The organism is Pseudomonas sp. AE27 (assembly GCF_037113495.1).
GTDB lineage: Bacteria > Pseudomonadota > Gammaproteobacteria > Pseudomonadales > Pseudomonadaceae > Aquipseudomonas > Aquipseudomonas palmensis.
In genome coordinates, this window is sequence record NZ_CP146966.1 from 4,678,363 (window position 1) to 4,704,059 (window position 25,697).

23 protein-coding genes are annotated in these 25,697 nt (G+C 64.6%); 9 read left to right on the top strand and 14 right to left on the bottom strand.

Annotation, left to right across the window (positions count from 1 at the left end):
* The first annotated feature begins 42 nt into the window (after positions 1 to 42).
* The 4 genes from V9K84_RS21405 to V9K84_RS21420 are packed head-to-tail and all read left to right on the top strand — an operon-like array spanning position 43 to position 3,536.
* Complete coding sequence (locus V9K84_RS21405) at positions 43 to 1,200, top strand: MlaE family lipid ABC transporter permease subunit (protein ID WP_173925070.1); 1,158 nt, start codon at positions 43 to 45, stop codon at positions 1,198 to 1,200.
* Complete coding sequence (locus V9K84_RS21410) at positions 1,197 to 1,991, top strand: ATP-binding cassette domain-containing protein (RefSeq protein ID WP_043862314.1); 795 nt, start codon at positions 1,197 to 1,199, stop codon at positions 1,989 to 1,991. Before V9K84_RS21405 ends, V9K84_RS21410 begins: the two co-directional genes overlap by 4 nt.
* Before the next feature lies 1 nt (position 1,992).
* Positions 1,993 to 2,931 carry an MlaD family protein gene (locus V9K84_RS21415; protein ID WP_043862313.1) on the top strand — a complete coding sequence of 313 codons (939 nt, stop codon included), beginning with the start codon at positions 1,993 to 1,995 and terminating at the stop codon, positions 2,929 to 2,931.
* On the top strand, positions 2,928 to 3,536 hold the full coding sequence (locus V9K84_RS21420) for an ABC-type transport auxiliary lipoprotein family protein (RefSeq protein ID WP_338792431.1): 609 nt from the start codon (positions 2,928 to 2,930) through the stop codon (positions 3,534 to 3,536). The genes V9K84_RS21415 and V9K84_RS21420 overlap by 4 nt, the downstream gene beginning before the upstream one ends.
* On the opposite strand, the gene V9K84_RS21425 is transcribed toward V9K84_RS21420, so the two are convergent.
* The 6 genes from V9K84_RS21425 to V9K84_RS21450 form a co-directional block, all read right to left on the bottom strand.
* A complete protein-coding gene (locus V9K84_RS21425) occupies positions 3,518 to 4,747 on the bottom strand; it encodes a spore maturation protein (RefSeq protein ID WP_043862311.1) in 1,230 nt (409 codons plus the stop codon). The genes V9K84_RS21420 and V9K84_RS21425 overlap by 19 nt on opposite strands.
* Positions 4,748 to 4,949: 202 nt before the next feature.
* Positions 4,950 to 6,281, bottom strand: a complete 1,332-nt coding sequence (gene gltP, locus V9K84_RS21430; protein ID WP_054916020.1) for a glutamate/aspartate:proton symporter GltP — start codon at positions 6,279 to 6,281, stop codon at positions 4,950 to 4,952.
* A 728-nt stretch (positions 6,282 to 7,009) separates the two neighbouring features.
* Positions 7,010 to 7,480 (bottom strand): inhibitor of vertebrate lysozyme family protein, encoded by a 471-nt coding sequence (locus V9K84_RS21435; RefSeq protein ID WP_058542001.1) that lies wholly within the window; start codon positions 7,478 to 7,480, stop codon positions 7,010 to 7,012.
* 2 nt (positions 7,481 to 7,482) lie between these two features.
* Entirely contained in the window at positions 7,483 to 7,647 is a 165-nt protein-coding gene (locus V9K84_RS21440) for a DUF1328 domain-containing protein (RefSeq protein WP_009401691.1), read from the bottom strand.
* A gap of 57 nt (positions 7,648 to 7,704) precedes the next feature.
* On the bottom strand, positions 7,705 to 7,986 hold the full coding sequence (locus V9K84_RS21445; RefSeq protein ID WP_043862308.1) for a hypothetical protein: 282 nt from the start codon (positions 7,984 to 7,986) through the stop codon (positions 7,705 to 7,707).
* 173 nt (positions 7,987 to 8,159) lie between these two features.
* Complete coding sequence (locus V9K84_RS21450; RefSeq protein WP_088514218.1) at positions 8,160 to 8,993, bottom strand: BON domain-containing protein; 834 nt, start codon at positions 8,991 to 8,993, stop codon at positions 8,160 to 8,162.
* Between the two features lie 207 nt (positions 8,994 to 9,200).
* On the opposite strand from V9K84_RS21450, the gene algB reads away from it, so the two are divergent.
* Together algB and V9K84_RS21460 are read left to right on the top strand one after the other, a co-directional pair.
* Entirely contained in the window at positions 9,201 to 10,547 is a 1,347-nt protein-coding gene (algB, locus tag V9K84_RS21455) for a sigma-54-dependent response regulator transcription factor AlgB (protein ID WP_043862306.1), read from the top strand.
* Between the two features lie 8 nt (positions 10,548 to 10,555).
* On the top strand, positions 10,556 to 12,331 hold the full coding sequence (locus V9K84_RS21460; RefSeq protein WP_173925029.1) for a KinB sensor domain-containing domain: 1,776 nt from the start codon (positions 10,556 to 10,558) through the stop codon (positions 12,329 to 12,331).
* Between the two features lie 42 nt (positions 12,332 to 12,373).
* On the opposite strand, the gene V9K84_RS21465 is transcribed toward V9K84_RS21460, so the two are convergent.
* From V9K84_RS21465 to V9K84_RS21490, 6 genes are all read right to left on the bottom strand, one after another.
* On the bottom strand, positions 12,374 to 13,993 hold the full coding sequence (locus V9K84_RS21465) for an EAL domain-containing protein (protein ID WP_088514217.1): 1,620 nt from the start codon (positions 13,991 to 13,993) through the stop codon (positions 12,374 to 12,376).
* A 75-nt stretch (positions 13,994 to 14,068) separates the two neighbouring features.
* Positions 14,069 to 14,845, bottom strand: coding sequence for an N-acetylmuramoyl-L-alanine amidase (locus V9K84_RS21470; RefSeq protein ID WP_088514216.1), 777 nt, complete (start codon positions 14,843 to 14,845; stop codon positions 14,069 to 14,071).
* 64 nt (positions 14,846 to 14,909) lie between these two features.
* Positions 14,910 to 16,844, bottom strand: a complete 1,935-nt coding sequence (locus tag V9K84_RS21475; RefSeq protein WP_088514215.1) for a GGDEF domain-containing protein — start codon at positions 16,842 to 16,844, stop codon at positions 14,910 to 14,912.
* A gap of 23 nt (positions 16,845 to 16,867) precedes the next feature.
* Entirely contained in the window at positions 16,868 to 17,722 is an 855-nt protein-coding gene (locus tag V9K84_RS21480; RefSeq protein WP_043862301.1) for an endonuclease/exonuclease/phosphatase family protein, read from the bottom strand.
* A gap of 11 nt (positions 17,723 to 17,733) precedes the next feature.
* Positions 17,734 to 18,366: a thiol:disulfide interchange protein DsbA gene (gene dsbA, locus V9K84_RS21485; protein WP_043862300.1), complete on the bottom strand. Its 633-nt coding sequence runs from the start codon at positions 18,364 to 18,366 to the stop codon at positions 17,734 to 17,736.
* 164 nt (positions 18,367 to 18,530) lie between these two features.
* Positions 18,531 to 19,148: a c-type cytochrome gene (locus tag V9K84_RS21490; protein WP_043862299.1), complete on the bottom strand. Its 618-nt coding sequence runs from the start codon at positions 19,146 to 19,148 to the stop codon at positions 18,531 to 18,533.
* Between the two features lie 417 nt (positions 19,149 to 19,565).
* Here V9K84_RS21490 and yihA point away from each other — a divergent pair, with 417 nt between their 5' ends.
* A complete protein-coding gene (gene yihA, locus V9K84_RS21495; protein ID WP_054916024.1) occupies positions 19,566 to 20,198 on the top strand; it encodes a ribosome biogenesis GTP-binding protein YihA/YsxC in 633 nt (210 codons plus the stop codon).
* Positions 20,199 to 20,487: 289 nt separating this feature from the next.
* Here the strand turns inward: yihA and polA are convergent, their stop codons facing one another.
* The gene (gene polA / locus V9K84_RS21500) at positions 20,488 to 23,268 is read right to left on the bottom strand and encodes a DNA polymerase I (protein ID WP_088514214.1); all 2,781 of its coding nucleotides are present in this window, start codon (positions 23,266 to 23,268) and stop codon (positions 20,488 to 20,490) included.
* Positions 23,269 to 23,342: 74 nt separating this feature from the next.
* On the opposite strand from polA, the gene V9K84_RS21505 reads away from it, so the two are divergent.
* Both V9K84_RS21505 and V9K84_RS21510 read left to right on the top strand, forming a co-directional pair.
* Positions 23,343 to 23,630, top strand: coding sequence for a DUF2782 domain-containing protein (locus tag V9K84_RS21505; RefSeq protein WP_043862296.1), 288 nt, complete (start codon positions 23,343 to 23,345; stop codon positions 23,628 to 23,630).
* Positions 23,631 to 23,694: 64 nt separating this feature from the next.
* Positions 23,695 to 24,645, top strand: coding sequence for a homoserine kinase (locus V9K84_RS21510; protein WP_043862339.1), 951 nt, complete (start codon positions 23,695 to 23,697; stop codon positions 24,643 to 24,645).
* 99 nt (positions 24,646 to 24,744) lie between these two features.
* Here V9K84_RS21510 and V9K84_RS21515 read toward each other — a convergent pair whose 3' ends face one another.
* Positions 24,745 to 25,665, bottom strand: a complete 921-nt coding sequence (locus V9K84_RS21515) for a zinc ABC transporter substrate-binding protein (RefSeq protein ID WP_088514213.1) — start codon at positions 25,663 to 25,665, stop codon at positions 24,745 to 24,747.
* Between the last annotated feature and the right edge of the window lie 32 nt (positions 25,666 to 25,697).

Below are 25,697 nucleotides of genomic sequence, written 5' to 3' on the forward strand. Positions count from 1 at the left end.
GCTATGCTCTGACCCGGCGCACTGGAGCGCCTGCCGGACTGTCTGGAGCCTATGACCACCACCGTCACCCCCGCCAGCGCCACCCTCGATACCACGCGCAGCCCGGCCTGCCTGCGCATCGCCGGCGACTGGACCCTGGCCAACTACACGCCGCTCAAGCGCAGCACCGAGGCCCTGCACGGCCAGTACGATGCCAGCGCCCAGGTCGACCTCGCCCAGCTGGGCAAGCTGGACACCGCCGGCGCCTCGCTGCTGGTCGAACTGCTGGGTGCCGAGCGCCTGGGGCAACTGGCCGATGACCACGCCAGCCCGCTGTCGGCCGCCGACCGCGCCTTGCTGCACACCGTGTACTGCTCGCTACAGGACTACTGCCTGCCAGAGCGCCAGCCGGAAACGTCCGTGCTGACCCAACTGCTGTGCCGCATCGGCCGGGCAGTCGACGTGCTGTGGCAAGACACCCGGCAACTGCTCGGCTTCATCGGCCTGATCATCGCCACCCTGGCCCGGCGCCTGCTGCAACCCAGGCGCTGGCGCATGACCGCCGTGGTCGCGCACATCGAACAGACCGGCCTGGACGCGGCGCCCATCGTCGCGCTGCTGACCTTTCTGGTGGGTGCGGTGGTGGCCTTTCTGGGCGCCACGGTGCTGGCCAGTTTCGGCGCGAGCATCTTCACCGTCGACCTGGTGGCGTTCTCGTTCCTGCGTGAATTCGGCGTGCTGCTTACCGCCATCCTGATGGCAGGACGCACCGCCAGCGCCTTCACCGCGCAGATCGGCTCGATGAAGGCCAACGAGGAAATCGATGCGATCCGCACCCTGGGCCTGGACCCGGTCGAGCTGCTGGTGGTGCCGCGGGTGCTGTCGCTGCTGATCGCGCTGCCATTGCTGACCTTCGTCGCGATGCTGTGCGGCATCATCGGTGGCGCCGTGGTGTGCGCGGTGTCGCTGGACATCTCGCCGGCGATGTTCCTGTCGCTGCTGGAAAGCGACATCGGCGTGCAGCACTTCCTGGTGGGCCTGGCCAAGGCGCCGTTCTTCGCCTTCCTGATCGCGGCCATCGGTTGCCTGGAAGGTTTCAAGGTGACCGGCAGCGCCGAATCGGTCGGCGCCCACACCACCTCGGCGGTGGTCCAGTCGATCTTCGTGGTGATCGTGCTGGATGCGGTGTTCGCGCTGTTCTTCATGGAGATGAGCTGGTGAGTGAGGCAAGCCGCGAGAAGGTCATCGAGGTGCGGGGCCTGTGCAACCGCTTCGGCACCCAGAGCGTGCACGAACAGCTCGACCTGGACCTGTACCGCGGCGAGATCCTCGCCGTGGTCGGCGGCTCGGGCAGTGGCAAGTCGGTGCTGCTGCGCAGCATCGTCGGCCTGCGCCGGCCCAACGAAGGCACGGTGAGGATCTTCGGCCAGGACCTCAGCCAGGCCAGCGACCAGCAGCGCTCGCAGGTGGAACGTCGCTTCGGTGTGCTGTACCAGAAGGGCGCGCTGTTCTCGTCGTTGACCGTCACCGAGAACGTCGCACTGCCGCTGATCGAACATGCCGGCCTGAGCCGCGCCGACGCCGAGCACCTGGCCGGGGTCAAGCTGGCCCTGGCCGGGCTGCCGCTGTCGGCGGCCGACAAATACCCCGCGTCGCTGTCGGGCGGCATGATCAAGCGCGCCGCCCTGGCCCGCGCCCTGGCGCTGGACCCGGACATCCTGTTTCTCGACGAGCCCACCGCCGGGCTCGATCCGATCGGCGCGGCCGCCTTCGACCAGTTGATCCTGACCCTGCGCGATGCGCTGGGCCTGAGCGTGTTCCTGATCACCCACGACCTGGACACCCTCTACACCATCACCGACCGCGTGGCCGTGCTGGCGCAGAAGAAGGTGCTGGTGGCCGGCCCCATCGACCAGGTCTCGGAAACCGACGACGCGTGGATTCACGACTATTTTCATGGCCCGCGCGGCCGTGCGGCCTACCAGGCCGCCACAGCGCTCAAGGAGAACTGAAATGGAAACCCGCGCGCACCATGTGTTGATCGGGCTGGTCACCGTGCTGGTGGTGGCCGGCGCCATGCTGTTCGGCCTGTGGCTGGCCAAGTCGAGCGTCGACAGCACCTTCAAGGACTACGAGGTGGTGTTCAACGAGGCCGTCACCGGGCTGTCCAAGGGCAGTGCGGTGCAGTACAGCGGGATCAAGGTGGGCGATGTGATCAGCCTGCGCCTGGACCCCAACGACCCCCGCCGGGTGCTGGCGCAGATCCGCCTGAGCGCCGAGACCCCGATCAAGCAGGACACCCAGGCCAAGCTGACCCTGACCGGCGTCACCGGCACCTCGCTGATCCAGCTCAGCGGCGGCACCCCGCAGAGCCCGCCGCTGGAAGGCAAGGGCGGCCGGCTGCCGGTGATCGTCGCCTCGCCATCGCCGATTGCGCGCCTGCTCAACAACAGCAGCGACCTGGTGACCAACATCAACCTGCTGCTGCACAACGCCAACCGGCTGTTCTCCGAAGAGAATGCCACCCGCCTGGGCGCCACCCTGGCCAACCTGGAGCAGACCACCGGCGCGATCGCCGGGCAGCGCGACGACATCCGCCTGGCCATCCAGCAGATGGCCCAGGTGGGCAAGCAGGCCGGCGCGGCGCTGGAGCAGACCAGCCAGCTGATGCGCAACGCCAACAGCCTGCTCGGCAGCGACGGCAAGCAGATCGTCAACAGCGCCGACCAGGCCATGCAGTCGCTGGCGCGCAGCACCGCCACCATCGACGCGTTGCTCACCGACAACCGCGAGGCGATCACCAGCGGCGCCCAGGGCTTCAACGAACTGGCCCCGGCGATCCGCGAACTGCGCGATACCCTGACTGCCTTGAAGGGCATCTCCCAGCGCCTGGAGGCCAACCCCAGCGGTTACCTGCTGGGCCGCGACAAAAACAAGGAGTTCACCCCATGAGCCGCCCCTGCCGCACCCTCGCCCTGGCCGCGCTGCTGAGCCTGAGCAGCGCCTGCTCGATCCTGCCCAAGGCGGAGCCGGCCGACGTGTACCGCCTGCCGGCGGCGCAACCGGTGCGCAGCAACGCCGCACCCGTGGCCTGGACCCTGCGTATCAACAAGCCGCTGGCCAGCGAGATCCTCGGCACACCGCGCATTGCCGTGGTGCCGACAGGCAACCTGATCAGCAGCTACAAGGGCGCACGCTGGGCCGACCCGGTGCCCGCACTGCTGCGCAACCGCATGCTCGACGCCTTCCAGCGCGACGGCCGGGTACAGCGGGTAAGTGCCGACGACGCCAACCTGCAGGCCGACTACGAGATCGTCGGCGAACTGCAGGCGTTCCAGAGCGAGTACAGCGATGCCGGGCTGGCAGTAGTGGTGCGCCTGGATGCGCGACTGGTGCAGGGGCGTACCCAGCGCGTGCTGGCCAGCCACAGCTTCGAGGTGCGCCAGCCGGTGGCGCAGACCCAGGTACCGGCGGTGGTCGGCGGCTTCGGCCAGGCCACCGACCGGCTGATGGCGCAACTGGTGGACTGGACCGTGGCTCAGGCGAAGAACCAGTAGCACACCGCGATGGCCGCCAGCACCCCGGCCAGCTCGGCCAGCAGCGCGCAGCCCACGGCGTGGCGTGCGCGCTGGATACCCACGGCGCCGAAGTACACCGCCAGCACGTAGAAGGTGGTTTCGGTGCTGCCCTGGATGGTCGCGGCCACCAGTGCCGGGAAGCTGTCCACCCCGTGGGTCTGCATGGTCTCGATCAGCATGGCCCGCGCCGCGCTGCCGGAGAACGGCTTGACCAGCGCGGTGGGCAGGGCATCGACGAAACGCGTGTCCCAGCCCAGCCATTCGATTACATGACGAATGCCGTCCAGGCCGAACTCCAGCGCCCCCGAGGCGCGCAGCACGCCGACCGCGCACAGCATCGCCACCAGGTAGGGCAGCAGGCTCTTGGCCACGTCGAACCCTTCCTTGGCACCTTCGACGAAGGTTTCGTACACCGGCACCCGCTTGAATGCGCCGATCAGCAGAAACAGCATGATCAGGCCGAACAGCGTGAGGTTGCCCAGGATCGACGACAGGGTGGCCAGCGCGGTGGCCGACAGGCCCGCCAGCAGCGCCATGAAGCCACCCAGCAGCAGCGCGCCGGGCACCATGTAGGCGAGCACCACCGGGTCCCACAGGCGCAGGCGCTGCATCACCGCCACCGACAGCAGGCCCACCAGGGTCGAGGCGCTGGTGGCCAGCAGGATCGGCAGGAACACCAGGGTCGGGTCCATAGCGCCTTGCTGGGCGCGGTACATGAAGATGGTCACCGGCAGCAGGGTCAATGACGAGGCATTGAGCACCAGGAACAGGATCTGCGCGTTGCTTGCCGTGGTGGAGCTGGGGTTGAGCTCCTGCAGGGCGCGCATGGCCTTGAGGCCGATAGGCGTGGCGGCGTTGTCCAGGCCCAGGCCGTTGGCGGCGAAGTTCAGGGTGATCAGGCCCAGCGCCGGGTGGCCGGGCGGTACCTCGGGCATCAGGCGACGGAACAGCGGGCCGAGTACCTTGGCCAGCCAGTCGACGATGCCGGCCTTTTCGGCGATCTTAAGAAAGCCCAGCCACAGGGTCAGGGTACCGAACAGCAGCACCATGACTTCGACCGAAAGCTTGGCCATGGCGAAGATGCTCTCGACCATGGCGGCGAAGATGCCCGCGTTGCCACCCACCAGCCACTGCACCAGTGCGGAGAGGGCGGCCACCACGAAAAAGCCGAGCCAGAGGCCGTTGAGCATTGGTCGTTTCCCTTGCAAGTTGGAGCGCATGATAGCGGGGTGGGTAGGCAGACGCCATAAACGGCGGCGGCCCATTCGCCGGCAAGGCCGGCTCCTACAGGTTCGGCATCGTCTGTAGCAGCCGGCCTTGCCGGCGAAGCTTCTGGCAGGCAACAAAAAGCCCCGACGGGTCGGGGCTCTTGTGTTTCAGGCCGTCAGCAGCTTAGTGCTGAGCGGTCTCGCCAGCCGGCGCCGGGGTCTTGCTGCGCCAGTGCGGCAGCGAGTTCCAGTACGCCTGGCCCTTGGCATCGTCATACATGCCTTCCCAGCGCGAGATGACCAGCACCGCCAGGGCGTTGCCGATCACGTTCAGGGCGGTACGCGCCATGTCCATGATGCGGTCGACACCGGCGATGAACGCCAGGCCTTCGAGCGGGATGCCCACACTGCCCAGGGTCGCCAGCAGCACCACGAACGATACGCCCGGCACACCGGCAATGCCTTTGGAGGTGACCATCAGGGTCAGCACCAGCAGCAGTTGCTGGCTGATCGACAGGTCGATGCCGTACAGCTGCGCGATGAAGATCGCCGCGATGCTCTGGTACAGGGTCGAACCGTCCAGGTTGAACGAGTAGCCGGTCGGCACCACGAAGCTGCAGATGGCCTTGGGCGAACCGTAGGCTTCCATCTTCTGGATCACGCGCGGCAGCACGGTCTCGGAGCTGGCGGTGGAATAGGCCAGGATCAGCTCGTCCTTGAAGATGCGCATCAGCTTCAGGATCGAGAAACCGAACAGGCGGGCGATCAGGCCCAGCACCATGAAGGCGAAGAAGGCGATGGCGAAGTACACCAGCAGCACCAGCTTGGCCAGCGGCAGCAGCGAGGCGAAACCGAAGTTGGCCACGGTCACCGCAATCAGGGCGAACACGCCGATCGGGGCGTAGTTCATGATCATGTGGGTGACCTTGAACATGGCTTCCGACACGCCCTGGAAGGTTTTCACCAGCGGGTCGCGGATGTCTGCCTGCAGGCTCGACAGGCCCAGGCCGAACAGTACCGAGAAGAAGATGATCGGCAGCATCTCGCCACGCATCAGCGCTGCAAAGATGTTCGACGGGATCAGGTTGAGGATGGTCTCGATGAACGCATGCTCATGCTGCACCTCGGCGGCGGTGGCCTGGTACTTGGAGATATCCACGGTGCCCAGGGTGCTCATGTCGATGCCGGCGCCCGGGTGGAACAGGTTGGCCAACACCAGTCCGACCACGATCGCGATGGTGGTCACCACCTCGAAATAGATGATGGTCTTGAGGCCGATACTGCCAAGTTTCTTCGCATCGCCAACCCCGGCGATACCCACGACCAGCGACGAAATCACGATCGGGATGACGATCATCTTGATCAGGCGAATGAAGATGTCACCTGCCGGTTGCAGGACGTTACTGATCCACCATGCCTTTTCTGCACTGAAATGGTTCAGCAACGCCCCGATGGCGATCCCCAATACCAGACCGATGAGGATTTGCCAGGCGAGGCTTAGTTTTGCCTTCTTCATGTCGTTACCCTTTGTTCAAGTGGACACGGTCACTGCCTTGAAACCTGCATTCTAGAGCCGCTGAAAGCGATTCCCTGGAGTTTTCATGGTGCAGGCAATGCGCCGTAGAAGGTCACCGCAAGTGAGCGCAAGGGGCGCTCGGACCAGCGAAAAAGGCGCAACTATTCCGATGCAGGCGCACTGAGTCTAATGCCGTAAATGACTACCCTATGCCGAATCGGCATGATCTTTTTGGCATGAAACGGACGTCCCAGCGGCAGAAAACCTACCCGTTCGGAATCCCGAATAAGGCCAAAGCGCCATGATTAGGCCGATACAGCGGTATCCACAAACCGGCAAAACAGCGTTGTTCGACAATCCGAATGCGTGAAAAACGTCATTTGGCAGGTCAAAGAAGTCAGGAATTTTTTTGATGGGTGGTCAGCCGTCTGGCCGATCTGTCACTTTCAAGCGGGGAAATGCATCAGGCTTGCGCCGGGTGCACAAGTCTGACCGGGGGCTGCCCTGGCGGCATGCGACCCCGGTCCACGACTGTGTTGCCGTTTACCACCCTGACCCGGCCCATGAAGGAGGTACTCCCTGTACCCCTAGGCCCCTCCGATCCTGTAGCAATCAGAGCAGCCCGGCCCCCTGGTCATGCGTCCGCTCTCCTCGAGCGGGCGCAGCATAGAAACTGGAACAGGCAAAAGGTTCAGCTTCCATGGTGATACTGATGCGTCCGGCGACACTCAGTAATAGTTCGGGTCTTTCTTCAGCTGCTCTTCGAGCATCTGTTTCATGCCGTCATTCGGCTCGCCCAACCAACGCTTGTCGGTGTGACGGCTGGGTGACTTGTCGGCAGGCAGGCCGGCGGGTACCTGGACCCACAGCGCGTATGCCTCATCCTTGTCCCAGCTGAAGGCCACGATAAGACGGCTGCTGTCGCAGCTCTGCTCGGTCTCACACAAGGGGCCGACCAGATACTTGTCGCCGTCTTCCTCGATCGCCGTCATCTGCTCGGTGGAAGCACCACTGAGGTTGATGACCCAATCGGGCAGCCGCTCCTGCTTTTTGACCACTTTCTGCCAGGTTTCCCGGTACTCGGGGTCCGAACCAAGCAGTTGGCTGGTCCGGACCTGGCCGTCATTGGCCGCCATCGCCGCTGTACAGGCCCCCACCATCAGGGCGCCTGCCAGGGCTCTGTAGAGCGTCCCTTTCATAGTCAACCTCTACCGCGACGACCGAAGAAGAAGGAAGCGACGAACAGTACCAGGAAGACAATGAAGAGAATCTTCGCGATACCGGTAGCGGCGCCGGCGATACCACCGAAGCCCAGTACGGCAGCGACAATGGCGATGATCAGGAAGGTGATGGCCCAACTTAACATGGTGTTTCTCCTTACCGTTTTTGAAAGCGGTTGTGTCAGATGTGGGGCATTGCTCGGTCAGAACACCCAGCGTTCCTGCGGCACGACGGTTTCCACGGTGGCCGCATCGACCGAGTGGGTACGTGGCGCGGTCCTGGCTTCCAGCATCGAAGCACGCGTGGCCTGCACATGGGCCACGTGATAAGCCTGTACGGACATCTGGTTGGCGATCTGCTTGGACTGCCAGATGCTGTACATCTGCCCTGCAACCAGGGTCAGAAGCGCCGCCAGGCAGAGAAACAGCAACTGGCGTACGTGAAGCGGGGAAATCTGCACTAGGGCGGCGGTTAACAGGTTCATGCCGGGCTCCTCTGCTGCATCGTTGTTATTGACTGATAGAGTCATTGCAGCCTGCATGCCAGCTTTTGAAATCAAATAAAACGCTCATAAATCAATATCTTATGTATGTGCCGAGGGCAGCTGCAGGACGCATCCTGCACGATGCCCCCCAGGGCCTCGTGCGATTTGCACGATCAGCCCTCCACCTTGATCGCCACCTTGAGCATGTCGGCGTCCACCCCGCGCACGCCGCGGATCTGGCGGGCAATCTCCTGGGCGATGGTCTTCTGCTCGTTGCTCATGACTTCCCCGGACAGGCGCACCACGCCCTCCTGGGTCGCCACCTTGATGTTGGGCCCGTCCAGGTTGCGGCTATATAAGAAGCTGGTCTGCACCTTGTCGTTGATCCACGCGTCGCTCTGCACCTCGGCCGCTGCCGCAGCGGCCTGCTCGCGGACCTGGGCCGGGTCGCTCACGCCCAGGCTGATCAGGTTGTTGACCAGGTACACGCCATCGGTAGAGGCCGCCACGCTGCCGGCCATCTGCTTGGCCTCTGCGCTGGTCACCCGGCCACGCAGGGTGACCACCCCGGCCCGGCTGTCGACTTCGATGGGCAGGCCCTGGGTCTGGCTGCTCCACAGCAGGCGGGCGCGGATAACCGCCCCCAGGGTGGCGTCCTCCAGGCGCTGGGCATAGGCGCGCCGTTGCAGGGTTTCATCCACCAGCTCGGGGTTGACCTGCAACTGGTTGTCGACCTGCTCGATGCCGGCGGTGGCCAGTGCCACCTGGGCCGCCAGCTCGCGCTCCACCTCGTTTTCCACCTCGCCCTGCAGGCGGGCGGTCTGACCCTGGATGGCCACTTCGATCTTGAACGGGTTGAGCAGTCGGTTGAGCGCCAGGGCGGTCTGCAAGGCGCCTTCCTGACGGGCCTGCTGCAGGCCGGGTTCGGCCGCCGAGGCGCTGGTGACACCCAGCGGGGTGAGCAGAAGTGCGGCAGTCAGAACTGCCAACGGGCGTATTGCACGCATGATGAAGCCTCCTGTTGGTCAGAAGGAACATCATCGCAATCGTTGTGCCAGTGCTCAAAAAATAAACAAACTCATTATTTTCAATGAGTTAGTCATATTCGCAGCAGGGAGCTAGCATGCAGGGCGCGGAATCAATCAGAATCGACCATGCAACTTGCCCGATTTTTCCGAGACTAACCAAGAACATTCTTAAAGGAGCGTAGGAAAATGGAATCTGCCACGGAACATCAGGGCCGCATTCTGCTGGTAGACGACGAGTCCGCAATCCTGCGTACCTTCCGCTATTGCCTGGAAGATGAAGGCTACAGCGTGGCCACGGCCAACAGCGCCGCCCAGGCCGAAACCCTGTTGCAGCGCCAGGTGTTCGACCTGTGCTTTCTGGACCTGCGCCTGGGCGAGGACAACGGCCTGGACGTACTGGCGCAGATGCGTATCCAGGCGCCGTGGATGCGCGTGGTCATAGTGACCGCGCATTCGGCGGTCGACACCGCAGTCGATGCAATCCAGGCCGGCGCCGCCGATTACCTGGTCAAACCGTGCAGCCCTGACCAGCTGCGCCTGGCCACTGCCAAACAACTGGAGGTGCGCCAGCTCTCGGCGCGTCTGGAGGCCCTGGAAGGGGAAGTGCGCAAACCCAAGGACGGCCTGGATTCCCACAGCCCGGCCATGATGGTGGTACTCGAAACCGCGCGCCAGGTGGCCAACACCGACGCCAACATTCTGATCCTTGGCGAGTCCGGTACCGGTAAAGGCGAGCTGGCACGCGCCATTCATGGCTGGAGCAAGCGCTCGCGCAAGGCCTGCGTGACCATCAACTGCCCGTCGCTGACGGCCGAACTGATGGAAAGCGAGCTGTTCGGCCATAGTCGCGGAGCATTTACCGGGGCCAGCGAAAGCACCCTGGGCCGGGTCAACCAGGCCGACGGCGGCACGCTGTTTCTCGACGAGATCGGCGACTTCCCGCTGACCCTGCAACCCAAGCTGCTGCGCTTCATCCAGGACAAGGAATACGAGCGGGTCGGCGACCCGGTCACGCGCCGCGCCGACGTGCGGATTCTGGCAGCCACCAACCTCAACCTGGAGGACATGGTGCGCGACGGGCGTTTTCGCGAAGACCTGCTGTACCGTCTGAACGTGATTACCCTGCACCTGCCGCCGCTGCGCGAACGCAGCGAAGACATCCTGACCCTGGCCGACCGCTTCCTGGCCCGCTTCGTCAAGGAATACGCGCGCCCCGCCCGCGGTTTCAGCGACGAGGCCCGCGCCGCGCTGCTCAACTACCGCTGGCCGGGCAACATTCGCGAGCTGCGCAACGTGATCGAACGGGCGAGCATCATCTGCCCGCAGGAGCGGGTCGAGGTCAGCCACCTGGGCATGGCCGAACAACCCACCAGCAACGCGCCGCGGGTGGGGGCTGCATTGAGCCTCGACGAGCTGGAGCGCGCGCACATCGGTGCAGTGCTGGCCACCAGCGACACCCTTGACCAGGCCGCCAAGACACTGGGCATCGATGCCTCGACGCTGTACCGCAAGCGCAAGCAGTACAACCTGTGAAGCTGGCGATGAAGCTGCGCACGCGGCTTTTTCTCAGCATCTCGGCGCTGATCACCGTGGCCCTGCTGGGCCTGATTCTGGGCCTGGTCAGCGTGCAGCAGATGGCCAGCTCGCAGCAGAAGCTGATCAGCGACAACTCCTACATCCTCGACCTGGGCCTGAAGCTGCGTCAGAACCTGGGTGAACAGCTGTCCCTGCTGCTGGACCCGGACAGCGAGGTGCAGGCGCTGCAACCGCTGCAGGACAAGTTTCAGCAACTGCTCGACGAGGGCCTGAGCCATGAACGCCAGGCCGAGGGGTTTGCGGGTTTCAGTACCGCCAACCGTGATTACCAGGCCTTCCTCAAGGCCTTTCGCGACAGCCCCGAGCCCAGCCGCAACCTGGGCCCGGACCAACCCCTGGGCGAAGCCTTCAACCAGTTGCGCACCGACCTGATCGACTCGCACAAGCAGGCCCTGGCGCATATCAACCACAGTGAACAGAAGGCCCGCGAACGTGCCCTGCTGGTCTCCAGCATGCTGGGCCTGCTCGGGCTTGCCGTGCTGGTGCTGGGTTTCATCACTGCCCACGGCATCGCACGCCGCTTCGGCCAGCCGATCGAGGCGCTGGCCAAGGCCGCCGACCAGATCGGCCAGGGCAACTTCGAGGTCACCCTGCCGGTAACCCCGGCCGTGGAGATCAACCAGCTCACCCGCCGTTTCGGGCTGATGGCCGAGGCACTGCGCAAGCATCAGGCCACCAATGTCGACGAACTGCTGGCCGGCCAGCAGCGCCTGCAGGCGGTGCTCGACAGCATCGACGACGGCCTGCTGATCATCGACCGCGAAGGCCATCTGGAACACCTCAACCCGGTGGCCCAGCGCCAGCTGGGCTGGGACGCCAGCCGCCTGGGCCAGGGCCTGGGCAAGGCGCTGCAACGCCCGGAGCTGGACGATCAGCTGCGCCTGATATTGCGTGGCGGCAGCCTGGACCGCGTGCCGGACGACCTGAGCCTGGAAATAGATGAAGAAACCCGCCTGCTGGCCTACAGCCTGACCCCGGTGTGCCATCCACAGGGGCAGATCCTGGGCGCGGTGATGGTGCTGCACGACGTCACCGAGCAGCGCGCCTTCGAACGGGTGCGCAGCGAGTTCGTGCTGCGCGCCTCCCACGAGTTGCGCACCCCGGTGACCGGCATGCACATGGCCTTCGGCCTGTTGCGCGAGCGCCTGACGTTTCCAGCCGAGAGCCGCGAGGCGGACCTGTTCGACACCATTGGCGAGGAGATGCAGCGGCTGACCCAGCTGATCAACGACCTGCTCAACTTTTCGCGCTACCAGAGCGGCTTGCAGAAGCTCGAACTGCAACCCTGCGCGATCGACGAGTTGCTGTCGCGGGCCCGCGAGCGCTTCGCAACGGCACTGGCCGACAAGCAGATCGAGTTGCGCGTGGAGCTTGCCGCGCCACTACCGCGCATCCAGGCCGACCCGGCGCAACTGGACCGGGTGCTGGACAACCTGCTGGACAATGCCATCCGCCATACGCCGGTGGCGGGCAGTATCCGCCTCAATGCCCGGCGGCATGCCGAACGGGTGATCATCAGTATCGAGGACAATGGCGAAGGCATTGCCTATGGCCAGCAGGGGCGGATTTTCGAGCCCTTCGTGCAGGTTGGGCGCAAGAAAGGCGGTGCCGGGCTGGGCCTGGCACTGTGCAAGGAGATCGTGCAGTTGCATGGCGGGCGCATGGGCGTTTACTCACGGCCAGGGCAGGGCACGCAGTTCTACATGGCGCTGCCGGTGTAACCGCCTTCGCCTGCAGGCGCCAGCCTTGCTGGCGAAGGGGCGCTACGCCTCGTCATCGATCCGCCGCGGCCCCAGCCGCCGCCCCCGGGTCACCAGCTCGACGAACTGGCGCGCACTGAGCGGGTGCGCGAACAACCAGCCCTGGCCATAGTTGACCCCCTCGCTGTTGAGCAGCAACGCCTGGTCCTCGTACTCGATACCCTCGGCGATCACCCGCAACTGCAGGGCGTGGGCCATGCGGATGATGTGCGGGGCCACGCCGCTGCTGGCCGCGTCGTGCCCCAGGGCATCGATGAACGCCTTGTCGATCTTCAGGCAGTCCACCGGCAAGGTCTGCAGGTAGGCCAGGCTGCAATAGCCGGTACCGAAGTCGTCGATCAGCACCTGGTGCCCCACCGCCCGCAAGGCCTGCAGGTTGTCCCGCGCCACCACCACGTCGATCAGCCCGCGCTCGGTGACCTCGAAGGCGATCTGGCTGGCCGACACATGGTGCAAGGCCAGCAGGCGCGCCGCCACCCGGCCGATGCGCGGCACCATCACATCGCACGCCGCCAGGTTCACCGAGATATACAACTGGCGGTTGGCGCGCAGCAGCTGGCCCAGCTGTTCGAGCACACGCTGCAGCACGAAGTCGGTGATCTGGCGGATCTGCCCGGTGTTCTCCGCCAGCGGGATGAACAGGTCGGGGCTGGTCAGCGTGCCGTCGGGGCGACGCCAGCGCACCAGGGCCTCGGCCCCCACGCAGCGCCGGCTGGCCAGCTCGAAGATCGGCTGATACAGCACCTGCATTTCGCCACGGCGCAGCGCGCCCTGCAGCTCCGAGCTCATCGAACGGCTCTGGCGCACCAGCTGCAGCACCAGCCAGCCAATGCACCAGGCCAACAGCAGGCTGCCGGGGAACAGCAGCCAGAGCACGCCATTCATCTTCAGCGACAGGCTTTCGCGCGGGGTGATCAGCACCAGCTGGTAGTCAGGCGATTTGGTGGGCATGCGGTAAACCAGGCGATCGGGCAGTTCCATCAGGTCCACCCTGGGCGGTGGCGGCCACTGATCGCCGGGCGGCCACGGCTGCTCCGGGCCCAGTACCGGCACGGCACGCGCGCCGTGGTCAAGCACCACCAGCAGGCTGCCACCGGACGGCAGGTCGACCACGTCGGTCAGGTGCCCGCGCGACGTCGACACGCGAAAGTGCCCACGCCCCAGCACCAGTGCGGCGCGGTTGTCGTCGGGTTCGGTGGTGGTATTGAGCCAGTAGCTGTAGGTGGGGCCCTGGATGTCCGGTGCCCGCAGCGGGTCGAAGTTGCTGCTGCCCAGCCGGTTGGAGCACGACTGCGTGCCGTCGAGGTAAGTGGCCTCGAACACGAAGCGGTTGTCGAAGGTCACCTGCTGCAAGGCTGCCTGCATCGCACTGCTGCACCCGCGCAGGGGCTGTGCCTGAAGGGCGTCGACGCTTTCGCGCAGTTGGCCGAAGATCTGCTCCAGGCGTTCGAGAAAGCGCTCGCCCTTGGCGTTCATCTGCGCGCTTTCGCGCTGCTGCACCTGGTGCATGGCCACGCCGAGGCTGGCCAGCAGCAACAGGGTTGCACTCGCCGTGGCCGCAAGCGTGGCCAGCAGCCAGGGTCGATAGAGGAGGCGACGCAACGTGGCAAGGGCAGGCGACATCAAGAATCATCCCGTTGAATACCATGAGGTATAGCAACTGCCGGACGAATCAGCCTGCCCGTTGGGCGGTACCGCTCAGCGCTGGCTGTTCAGCACCTGCAGAATCGCGGCAGTCTGGGCATCCGGCTGGCCGTCGAACAGCTGTGGCCGAAAGCGCATCTGGAACGCTGCCAGTACATGCCGGGTGCTCACGTCCAGCTCGCCGGTCTGCTCGATGGCGTAGCCAAAGCGCGCCAGTTGCTGCTGGTACCAGGTGATGCTTGGCGGGTTGATGTCAAAGCGCGCGCGCTGCTGCGCCACCGCCTGAGCGTTGGGCCAGACGCCAAGGCCGGCGTCGGCCAGGCGTTTCCAGGGAAACATCGGGCCCGGGTCGAGCTTGCGCAGGGGCGCGATGTCGCTGTGGCCGATGATGTGTCGCGGCTGGATGCCGTTGCGCTGCACGATATCCTTGAGCAGTACGATCAGCGCCTGGATCTGCGCCTCGCTGTAGGGGTGCCACACGCGCCCGGTGGGGGTGTCGGTGAAGCCCGGGTTGACGATCTCGATGCCGATGGAAGTGGAGTTGAGCCAGGTCCGGCCCTCCCACTGGCTGTCGCCGGCATGCCAGGCGCGACGACTTTCATCCACCAGCTGATAGATGGTCGCCGGGTTGTCGCCGATCAGGTAATGGCTGCTGACCTCACCGTGGGTCAGCAGGGCCAGCGAGCGCTCGAGGTTGGCATTGGTGTAATGCAGCACCACGAACTGGATGCGGTTGTCCTGGTTGACCGAGGGGTGGCTACGGTCGATCTTCAGGCCAGTGGCGCAACCGGCCAATGTCAGCATCACAAGCGCGGTAAGGAAGGCTTTCATGGAAATGGGGCAGGGCCTGGGCAGTCGGTAATGCAATAGCATAACGTATCCTGCGCAAACCCGTTCACCCCTGTTCGACGCGGTTGCGACCCAGGTGCTTGGCGCGGTACAGCGCCTCGTCGGCGCGCTTGAGCACTGCGTCGCTGCGCTCGCCGGAGCGGAACGCGGTGATGCCGATGGACAGGGTGATGGTCACCCGTTCGCCCTTGAAGTGGAACGGGCAGGCTTCGATGGCGCCGCGCAGCGTCTCGGCCAGCTCGATGCCGCTACCCAGCGCGGTCTGCGGCACCAGCAGGACGAACTCCTCGCCGCCGAAGCGGGCGATGAAATCGCGGCTGCGCAGACGCTTGCGCAGCTCGTTGGCAACGATCTTGAGCACCTTGTCGCCGGCCTGGTGGCCGTAGCTGTCGTTGATGCGCTTGAAGTGGTCGAGGTCGAGCATGGTCATCAGCAGGTGGCCGCCGTTTTCCTGCCAGGCGAGCATTTCCTGCTCCAGGCGCTCGGCCCAGGCGGCGCGGTTGGGCAAGCCGGTGAGCGGGTCGATCAGGGCCTTCTGGCGCTGTTCTTCAAGGTGCTCGCGGTAGCCCAGGGCTTCCTGCTCCATGCTCGCGACCCGCTCGGCCAGGCCTTGCAGGCGGCTGGCCAGTTCCTGCTCGCGCAGGTCACGCTGATGCTGGTGCTCGTCCATGGTGCCGAGCAGGCCCTCGAGGCGGTTCTCGAGGATGTGCTTGAGACTGTCGAGGTCGGCAGCGCCCTGCACGCTGCTTTGCAGGCCATCGACCTGTTCGCGCAGCTGGGTATTGAGGTCGCGGGCGACGGAGCTGTTGTCGGCATGCCCTTCGCTGGCCTCCTGCAGGTGGCTCTGGAACGTCTCGAGGCGCTCGTTGAGCTGTTGCAGGTAGGCTTCGAATTCATGCTGGCCGCTGTCGGTGATGGCCAGCATCAGTACCGCCAGGTCATCCAGCACCGGCAGCAGCTCGTACCAGTTCAGCCCGTGCTCCAGGCGCTGACGCACCGCCAGGGCCTGGGGCTTGTGGCGTTCGGGCAGGGTCAGATCGTCGAGCAAACCGAGCAGGGTCTGCTCGATATGGGTGGCGACGGAGCTATAGGAAGGCTCGGTGCCGTCGGGGAGGGCGTAGAGGAGTTCTTCGGGGGTGGGTTCGGGTGCCCCATCGACTTCGACAGCGTCCGCGTGTTCGGTCAGCACCGGGGCAGGCGTGGGTGGCGGTGTGAGCGCTGGGGCCTCTTCGCCAGCAAGGCTGGCGCCTACAGTGTAGGAGCCGGCATTGCCGGCGATGGGCTGCGCAGCAGCCTCGGCGTCCTCTGTGTCGACCAAGGCTTGGGGCTCGGGCAACGGCTGCAGTTCATCCACATCCGCCGCAGCCGGCGCAGGCTGCTCATGCACAGGTTCGACCACTGCTTGCGCCACCGGCTCCAGGGCCTGCGCCTCGGGTTGAGCGACCTGCGTCTCTTCTTCACGCCCGCCAAACAAGCGCTGCAGAAACCCCGGCTTGCTCGCCTCTTCAGGGTGCTCCAGCACCGCCAGCGCCTTGCCCTGCAAGCCACTGAGCTCGCTCAGCAGCAACGGCATCTCGCGTGACTGGCTGGCCCGCGCATCCAGCTGCTTGGCAAATTTCTTCAGCGGTCGGCTGACCTCGCTGGGCAACGGCAGCTTCTGCAACTGGGCCACCAGCGCGTTGAGCGCGGTGCCTACCTGGGCGATCCGGGTTTCACGGCGCTGCTCGGAATCGAGCACGGCCTTTTCCAGACGCGGGATCAACCCGGCCAGGGCGGCGTCCATGTTGTCGGTACGGATGACCTCGCGCATTTCCTTCATGCACTGGTCTACCGCGCGGTCGCTGCCTTCGGCCGCCAGGGTGCTGCGCACCAGGCCGCGGCGTAGCAGGTCGAGACGGGCGTCCCACCGGCGTTCGAGCTTTTCCTGCTGCTCGATGCTCTTGAGGTATTTTTCTTTCCAGCGTTGAGCTTCGTCGGTCATGCCAAGGTCCGCAGATAAGGGGACTAACGCAAGGCCGGAAGGGTATCGACAGTCAGGGCATCAGGCAAACGAATCTCGACCGCCACGGGGAGATGGTCGGATATCGGCTGGGACAGCACCTCGACCCGTTCCAGGGTGAGGCTCGGGCTGAGCAGAATATGATCAAGGCAACGCTGTGGTCGCCAGCTGGGGAAGGTCGCTTCGACCTGCGGCGCAATCAGGCCCAGGTCGCGCAGCGGGGAGTGCTGCAACAGGTCGGTGGCATGGGTGTTCATGTCGCCCATCAGCACCTGGTGACGATAGCCGCCAATCAGCTCGCGGATGTAGCCCAGTTGCAGGGCGCGGGTTCGCGCGCCAAGCGCCAGGTGCATCATCACCACCACCAGCGCATCCTCGCCTTCACCGAACCGCACCAGGATCGCACCGCGGCCGGCCGGGCCGGGCAGCGGGTGGTCTTCGAGCAGTTGCGGCTTGAGGCGGCTGAGCACGCCGTTGCTGTGCTGGCCCAGGCGCCCGAGGTTGCGGTTGAGCTGCTGGTACCAGTAGGGGAAAGCACCCAGTTGCGCCAGGTGTTCAACCTGGTTGACGTAGCCTGAGCGCAAGCTGCCGCCGTCGGCTTCCTGCAGGGCCACCAGGTCGAAGTCGCCCAGCAGGTTGCCGATCTTCTGCAGGTTGCCGGCACGCCCCATGTGCGGCAGCAGGTGCTGCCAGCTGCGGGTCAGGTAGTGCCGGTAACGCTCGGTGCTGATGCCTACCTGGATATTGAAGCTGAGCAGACGCAAGCGACCGTCGGACGGTAGACCACTTGCATCGATATGGTGCTCGTTGACCTGCGGTTCGTGCAGGCCGACGAGGCGCTCGGATTTCCAGCGGCGCATAGTTTCGCCTCTTATTTGGCGGCGCGTTCCTTGGCAATCAGTTGGTCAGCAACGTTCAGTACGCCGTTCGGGCCACCTGCGGTGCCCAGGTCGAAGGTGTACTTGCCGTTGACGACCATGCTCGGAACGCCCTTGATGTTGTACTGCTTGGCAAGTTCCTTGGCCTGGTTGACCTGTCCCTTGATGGCGAACGAGTTGAAGGTGGCCAGGAACTTGTCCTTGTCCACACCCTGGGTGGCCAGGAAGTCGGCCATCTCTTCAGGCTTGGTCAGGTGCTTGCGCTGGTTCTGGATGGCATCGAACACGGCCGCATGCACCTTGTGCTCCACGCCCATGGCTTCCAGGGTCAGGAACATCTGCCCGTGGGCGTCCCATGGGCCGCCGAACATGGCGGGGATACGCTTGAAGTTCACGTCGTCAGGCAGCTTTTCGACCCACGGGTTGATCGTCGGTTCAAAGCTGTAGCAATGCGGGCAGCCATACCAGAACAGCTCGACCACTTCGATCTTGCCAGGCTGGGACACCGGTACCGGGTTGCTCAGCTCGACATATTCCTTGCCGGCGATCACAGGGTCTGCGGCCTGGACCGTCATACCGAAGGCGCTGGCGGCGACCAGCGCGGCGCCGAGAATCAGATTACGCATGCGTTACTCCTGAGCAGTGATGTGTCGCCTCGTCGCGACCTGGGTTCAGACAGGCCGGGGCAGGCCCGAGTTCGTTAGTGTAACGGCAGCGGGCACAAAAAGGGTGGCCCGGGCCACCCTTTTCATTTTTGCGCCGCTGTATTAACCCAGCGTTAAACCGGGGCTCAGTGCAGGCCCTGGATGTAGCTGGACAACGCGTCGATGTCCTTGTTGCTCAGCTTGCTGGCGATGGTGCGCATGGTGGTGGCATCGCCATCGTTGGTGCGGTTGCCTTCACGGAAGTCCGTCAGCTGCTTGGCCACGTAGCTTGCGTGCTGACCACCCAGGTGCGGGAAGCCGGCGGCGGCAATGCCTGCGCCGTTGGGCGAGTGGCAACCGGTGCAGGCCGGCAGGCCTTTTTCCAGATCACCGCCGTTGAACAGTGCGCGACCACGCTCGACCAGCGCCGGGTCGGCGGCGCCCACGCTGCCTTTCTGGCTGGCGAAATAGGCCGCGATATCGGCCAGGTCCTGATCGTTGAACGCGGCCAGCATGCCGGTCATTTCCAGCACGGTACGTTTGCCCGACTTGATGTCGTGCAGTTGCTTCTCCAGGTATTTCTCGCCCTGGCCGGCCAGTTTCGGGAAATTCGGCGCCATGCTGTTGCCGTCGGGGTTGTGACACGCGCCACATACAGCGGTTTTTGCCTGACCGGCAGCAGCATCCCCAACGATATTGCCGGCAGCGTTGGCAGCCCCGGTGATGCCTAAGGTCAACAGCAGACTCACGAATAGTTTGTTCATCAGCTAATCCAACTACGGCTAAGGGTGAAAGAGTTATGTATCGAGGCAACCTGTCTTGTTGACTCACCCGGTCAGGGTGGCCTGATCGTCCTCGTTACTGCAGTCCATGCACAAACCACGCGGCGGCATAGCCTTGAAACCCTGGGGAGCTGCTTCGACAGCCTCTGCGGTCCCTTATGTCAGGCGTGACTTCCACGCTGTAGGGATCCTGTGTAGCCTGAGCGCCGAATACGACCCTTTCAGGGTTGGGGCTGCACTGCGTCTACTGCGCAAGCTTGGTCAAGCAGCTCCCGTGCACATCCTCCTACGCTGGGATAATGCGCACACAAAAACTGGGGCATTATATACTCCCGTGCCTGAAACGGAAACGACACCGCTTGCCGAGACCCCCTCGAGCAACGCCCAATCGGAAATACCATGCAAGTCAAAAACCCCATCCTCGGACTCTGCCAGCAGGCCAAATTCGCCCTCAGTGCCGCCAAAGTCGACCAGTGCCCGGACGACGAAGGTTTCGAAGTGGCCTTTGCCGGCCGCTCCAACGCCGGCAAGTCCAGCGCCCTCAACACCCTGACCCACGCGAGCCTGGCGCGCACCTCGAAAACCCCGGGGCGTACCCAGCTGTTGAATTTCTTCAGTCTGGACGACGATCGGCGTCTGGTCGACCTGCCGGGCTACGGTTATGCAAAGGTGCCGATCCCGCTCAAGCAGCACTGGCAGCGCCACCTGGAGGCCTACCTGGGCAGTCGGGAGAGCCTCAAGGGCCTGATCCTGATGATGGACGTGCGCCATCCCATGACCGACTTCGACAAGATGATGCTCGACTGGGCCGTGGCCAGCGGCATGCCGATGCACATCCTGCTGACCAAGGCCGACAAGCTGACCTTCGGCGCGGCCAAGGGCACGCTGCTCAAGGTACAGGCCGAAATCCGCAAGGGTTGGGGCGACAGCGTGACCATCCAGCTGTTCTCGGCGCCCAAGCGCCAGGGGCTGGAAGAGGCCTACACGGTACTGGCTCGCTGGCTGCAACTGCCGGACAAGCCCGCAGAATAAGGGCTGCCCGGCAAATGCCGGGCAAAAAAAACCCCGGACTTCGTATGGGGAGGGGGAAGTTCGGGGTTCAAGTTCCGGACCGCTAGGGCGGGGTCCAGATATCTGCCAACACTTAACACAACATAGGAGCATCGAAGGGCTTCACCAGCCATTCAGTTACTCTGAGTCGTGGTTCACCGGTTTAGTTCCTCGGCGCGGGAAACTATTTTCCATAGGCCGAAAAAGCAGGAATTGCCGCGACCTTATGCCGCAGCAAATTTCTGTTTTTGGTAGGCGCCAAGCACGCTTTTCAGTGCGCCTCGTCCCAGTTCGCCCCCACGCCCACATCCACCACCAGCGGTACATCCAGCTGCGCGGCACCGCTCATGTGCACGCGAATCTCCTGCGCCACCTGTTCCACCAGGTCCTCGCGCACTTCCAGCACCAGTTCGTCGTGCACCTGCAGGATCACCCGGGCATCCAGCGCAGTGCTCGCCAGCCAGTTGTCCACCGTGACCATGGCGCGCTTGATGATGTCAGCTGCGGTGCCCTGCATCGGCGCGTTGATCGCGGTACGCTCGGCGCCAGCGCGCTCCTGCGGACGGTTGGAGTGAATGGTCGGCAGGTACAGGCGCCGCCCGAACAGCGTTTCCACGTAGCCCTGGTCGGCCGCCTGCTTGCGGGTGCGCTCCATGTAGTCGCGCACGCCCGGGTAGCGGGCAAAGTACACGTCGATGTAGGCCTTGGCCGTCTTGCTGTCGACGCCGATGTCCTTGCCCAGCTTCTTTGCACCCATGCCGTAGATCAGGCCGAAGTTGATCGCCTTGGCGCTGCGCCGCTGGTCGGAGGTCACGTCGCCAAGCTCCACCTTGAACACTTCGGCCGCGGTGGCAGTGTGCACGTCCAGGCCGTTGCGGAAGGCGCTGAGCAGGCCCTCGTCCTTGGCCAGGTGGGCCATGATGCGCAGCTCGATCTGCGAGTAGTCCGCCGCCAGCAATTTGTAGCCGGGCGCCGCGATGAAGGCCTGGCGAATGCGCCGGCCCTCGGCGGTACGCACCGGGATGTTCTGCAGATTCGGGTCGCTGGACGACAGGCGGCCGGTGGCAGCCACCGCCTGCTGGTAGGAAGTGTGGATACGCCCGGTACGCGGGTTGATCTGCTCGGGCAGGCGGTCGGTGTAGGTGCTCTTGAGCTTGCTCATCGAGCGGTACTGCATCAGCACCTTGGGCAGCGGGAAACCTTCCTCGGCCAGCGCCTCGAGGGCTTCTTCAGCCGTCGACGGCTGGCCCTTGGGGGTCTTCTTCAGTACCGGCAGGCCGAACTTGTCATAAAGGATGGCGCCCAGCTGCCTGGGCGAACCCAGGTTGAACGGCTCGCCCGCCAGCTCGATGGCTTCGCGCTCCAGCGCGTCCATCTTGTCGCCCAGCTCGCCGCTCTGGATCCTGAGCAGGTCGGCATCCACCAGCGCGCCCTCGCGCTCGATACGCGCCAGCACCGGCACCAGCGGCATCTCGATATCGCTCAGCACGCTGGCCAGGCTTGGCAGCGCCGCCAGCTCGGCGTGCAGCTTGTGGTGCAGGCGCAGGGTGATGTCGGCATCTTCGGCGGCGTAGGGGCCGGCCTTGTCCAGGTGGATCTGGTTGAAGGTCAGCTGCTTGGCACCCTTGCCGGCAATGTCGGTGAAGCCGATGGTGGTGTGGTCCAGGTACTTCTTGGCCAGGCTGTCCATGTCGTGGCGGGTGGCCGTGGAATTCAGCACATAGGATTCGAGCATGGTGTCGAAGGCCACCCCACGCACGGTAATGCCCGCGCAGTTGGCCAGGATGTTGATGTCGTACTTGGCGTGCTGCCCGACCTTGGCCTTGTTCGGGTCTTCCAGCAGCGGCTTGAGCGCGTTCAGCACCAGCTCGCGGTCCAGCTGCTGCGGAGCGCCTTCGTAGTCGTGTGCCAGCGGGATGTAGGCGGCCTCATGGGGCTTGACCGCAAACGACAGGCCGACCAGCTGGGCCTGCTGTGCATCGACCCCGGTGGTTTCGGTATCGAATGCGAACAGCTCGGCGTCCTTGAGCTTTTGCAGCCACACGTCGAAACGTGCCTTGTCCAGAATGGTTTCATAGGTGGCCTCGACAGGGGCTGCCGGCTCGGCAACGGCCACCGGGGGCGCCTCGGCGTCGGGTGTGGCGGCAGGGGGCGGGGCGAGCTCCAGGCGCTTGTTCTCGCGCTGAACTTCGTCGATCCAGCCCTTGAACTCGAGTTCGGTGTACAGCTGCAGCAGCGTTTCGCGGTCAGGTTCGCCCAGGTGCAGGTCGTCCAGCCCGACCTCCAGCGGCACGTCGACCTTGATCGTGGCCAGCTGGTACGACAGGAACGCCAGCTCCTTGTGCTCCAGCAGCTTGGCCGGCAGGGTCTTGGCCCCGCGGATCGGCAGGCTCGGCACCAGGTCGAGATTCTCGTACAGCTCCTTGATACCGCCATTGACGCCCAGCAGCAGGCCGACGGCGGTCTTCTCGCCCACGCCCTTGACCCCGGGGATGTTGTCGGATGAGTCGCCCATCAGCGCCAGCAGGTCGATGATCTGCTCGGGTGCGACGCCGAACTTCTCCTTCACGCCCTCGATGTCCATCGACGAGCCCGACATGGTATTGACCAGGGTAATGTGCGCATCCACCAGCTGGGCCATGTCCTTGTCACCGGTGGAGATCACCACCGGGCGGGTCGCCGCGGCGCTGCTGCGGGCCAGGGTGCCGATCACGTCGTCGGCCTCGACCCCCTCCACGCACAGCAGCGGGAAGCCCAGCGCCTTGACGCTGGCGTGCAGCGGCTCGATCTGCACGCGCATGTCGTCGGGCATGCTCGGCCGGTTGGCCTTGTACTCGGCGTACATCTCGTCGCGAAAGGTGCCGCCCTTGGCGTCGAACACCACCGCGAAGGGGCTGTCCGGGTACTGCTTGCGCAGGCTCCTGAGCATGTTCAGCACACCCTTCACCGCGCCGGTGGGCATGCCCTTGGAGTTGGTCAGCGGTGGCAGCGCGTGGAACGCGCGGTACAGGTAGGACGAACCGTCCACCAGGACGAGGGGAGCTTGGCTCATGAGCAGAATCAACCTTTTCAACGGGCCCGGCGCTAGAATGTCCGGAACATTGACGACAAAGGGACAAGGTTATCATGCGTAGACTAAATCGCCTGTTGCTGCTCGGTGTGTTGGCTGCCGCTCCACTGGTAGCCAATGCGGCGGATGAAGCGCCTTCGGCCGATCCGGATGTAACCATTCGCACGGAAGGCGACAAGACCATCCAGGAATACCGCCAGAACGGTTTCCTGTATGCCATCAAGGTCACCCCCAAAGGGGGCAAGCCTTACTTTCTGGTGCGCGCAGACGGCTCGGAAGGCAACTTCATCCGTTCCGACCAACCCGACATGCTGATTCCTTCCTGGAAAATCTTCGAGTGGTAATGCGGGCCCCTACCATCCACCTGGCACTTCCTGCGGGAAGTGCCCGAATGAGCAGTTTTTGACCATGTCTGTCTTCACCCCACTGACCCGGCCCGAGCTGGAAACCTTTCTGGCGCCCTATGGACTGGGTCGCCTGCGGGACTTCCAGGGAATTGCCGCCGGCACCGAGAACAGCAACTTCTTCGTCAGCCTCGAACAGGGTGAGTTCGTGCTGACACTGGTCGAACGCGGGCCGATCCAGGACCTGCCGTTCTTCATCGAACTGCTCGACGTGCTGCACGAGGCCGACCTGCCGGTGCCCTATGCGCTGCGCACCCGCGACGGCGTGGCCCTGCGCGAGCTGGCCGGCAAGCCGGCGCTGCTGCAGCCGCGCCTGCCGGGCAAGCACATCAAGGTGGCGAACAACCAGCATTGCGTACAGGTGGGCGAACTGCTCGGCCACCTGCACACCGCGACCCAGCACAAGGTGCTGGAGCGCAAGACCGACCGTGGCCTGGACTGGATGCTGGCCACCGGCGCCGAACTGATGCCGCGCCTGAACCCGACGCAACAGGCGCTGCTGCAGGGCTGCCTGGACGAGATCGTCGCGCACCAGGGCCAGATCATGGCGCTGCCGCGGGCCAACCTGCACGCCGACCTGTTCCGCGACAACGCCTTGTTCGAAGGCACCCACCTGACCGGGCTGATCGATTTCTACAATGCGTGCTCCGGGCCGATGCTGTATGACCTGGCGATCACCCTGAACGACTGGTGCTGCGACGACGCCGGGCAGATCGACCCGCCGCGGGCGCGGGCGTTGCTGGGTGCATATGCGGCGCTGCGCCCGTTCACCGCAGCCGAGGCACACCTGTGGCCGGTGATGTTGCGGGTGGCCTGCGTGCGGTTCTGGCTGTCGCGGCTGATTGCGGCCGAGTCGTTTGCCGGGATGGACGTGCTGATTCACGACCCGGCGGATTTCGAGGTGCGCCTGGCGGCGCGTCAGCAGGTGGACATCGCCCTGCCGTTCGCGTTGTAACTGAGCCACTCTAGGTGGTAGGAGCCGGCCTTGCCGGCGGAGCCGTTGGGCTGCAGCGCAGCCCTTCGCCGGCAAGGCCGGCTCCTACAGATCGGTGGGTCAGAGCTTTTCCAGGCACCCCGCCAACCCATTGCCCAGGTTCTCCAGCAACCGCTCATAGCCATTGGCATCCGCTGGCATCGTGCCGCCCAGCGCATCCAGCTCGGCCAGCGTCACCGGCAACCCCGCTGTCAGCGTCTCGGCCAGCCGCGGGCGTAGCGGCGGCTCGCTGAATACACAGGTCTTGCCCACTTCCTGCAGGCGCTTGCGCATCGCGGCCACGTGCTGCGCGCCCGGCTGCACCTCCGCCGCCACGCTGAACACGCCGGTGTGCTTGAGCCCGTAGGCCGCCTCGAAGTAATCGAAGGCTTCATGGAAGACAAAGTACGGCTTGCCCGCAACAGCGCTCACCCGCGCCTTGAGCCGCGCATCCAGTGCATCCAGGCGCTCGCCGAATGCCTTGGCGTTGGCGGTGTAGCGCGCCTGGTTCTGCGGATCGGCCGCGCCCAGGTCCGCCGCCATCTTCGCCGCAATCACCCGCGCGTTCACCGACGATAACCACAGATGCGCATCCAGGCTGCCTGGGCGGTGGTCATGGTCGTGCTCGTCGGCGTCTTGCGCGTGGGAATGGCTGTCCTCGCCAAAATGGCGCAAGGTCAGGCCCGGCAGGCTCTGCACCGCCACCGTCGGCTTGCTGCGGCTACCCAGCACACGGGGCAGAAAACCCTCCATGTCCGGGCCGATCCAGTACAGCAAGTCCACCTGGCCCACCTTGCGCACATCGGAAGGGCGCAAGGCGTAATGGTGCGGCGAAGCGCCCGGTGGCAGCAGCACATCCGGCGTACCGACACCGTCCTGCACCGCTGCAGCGATAAGCTGCAGCGGCTTGATGCTGGTCAGCACCTGAACCTCGGCCTGCGCCGGGGTCATCAACAGGCTGCTTGTGACAAAAGCGACAAAAAGGGCAAAAAATCGGGACACGATAGGCACTCATCGGGGCAGGAACGGGTAAC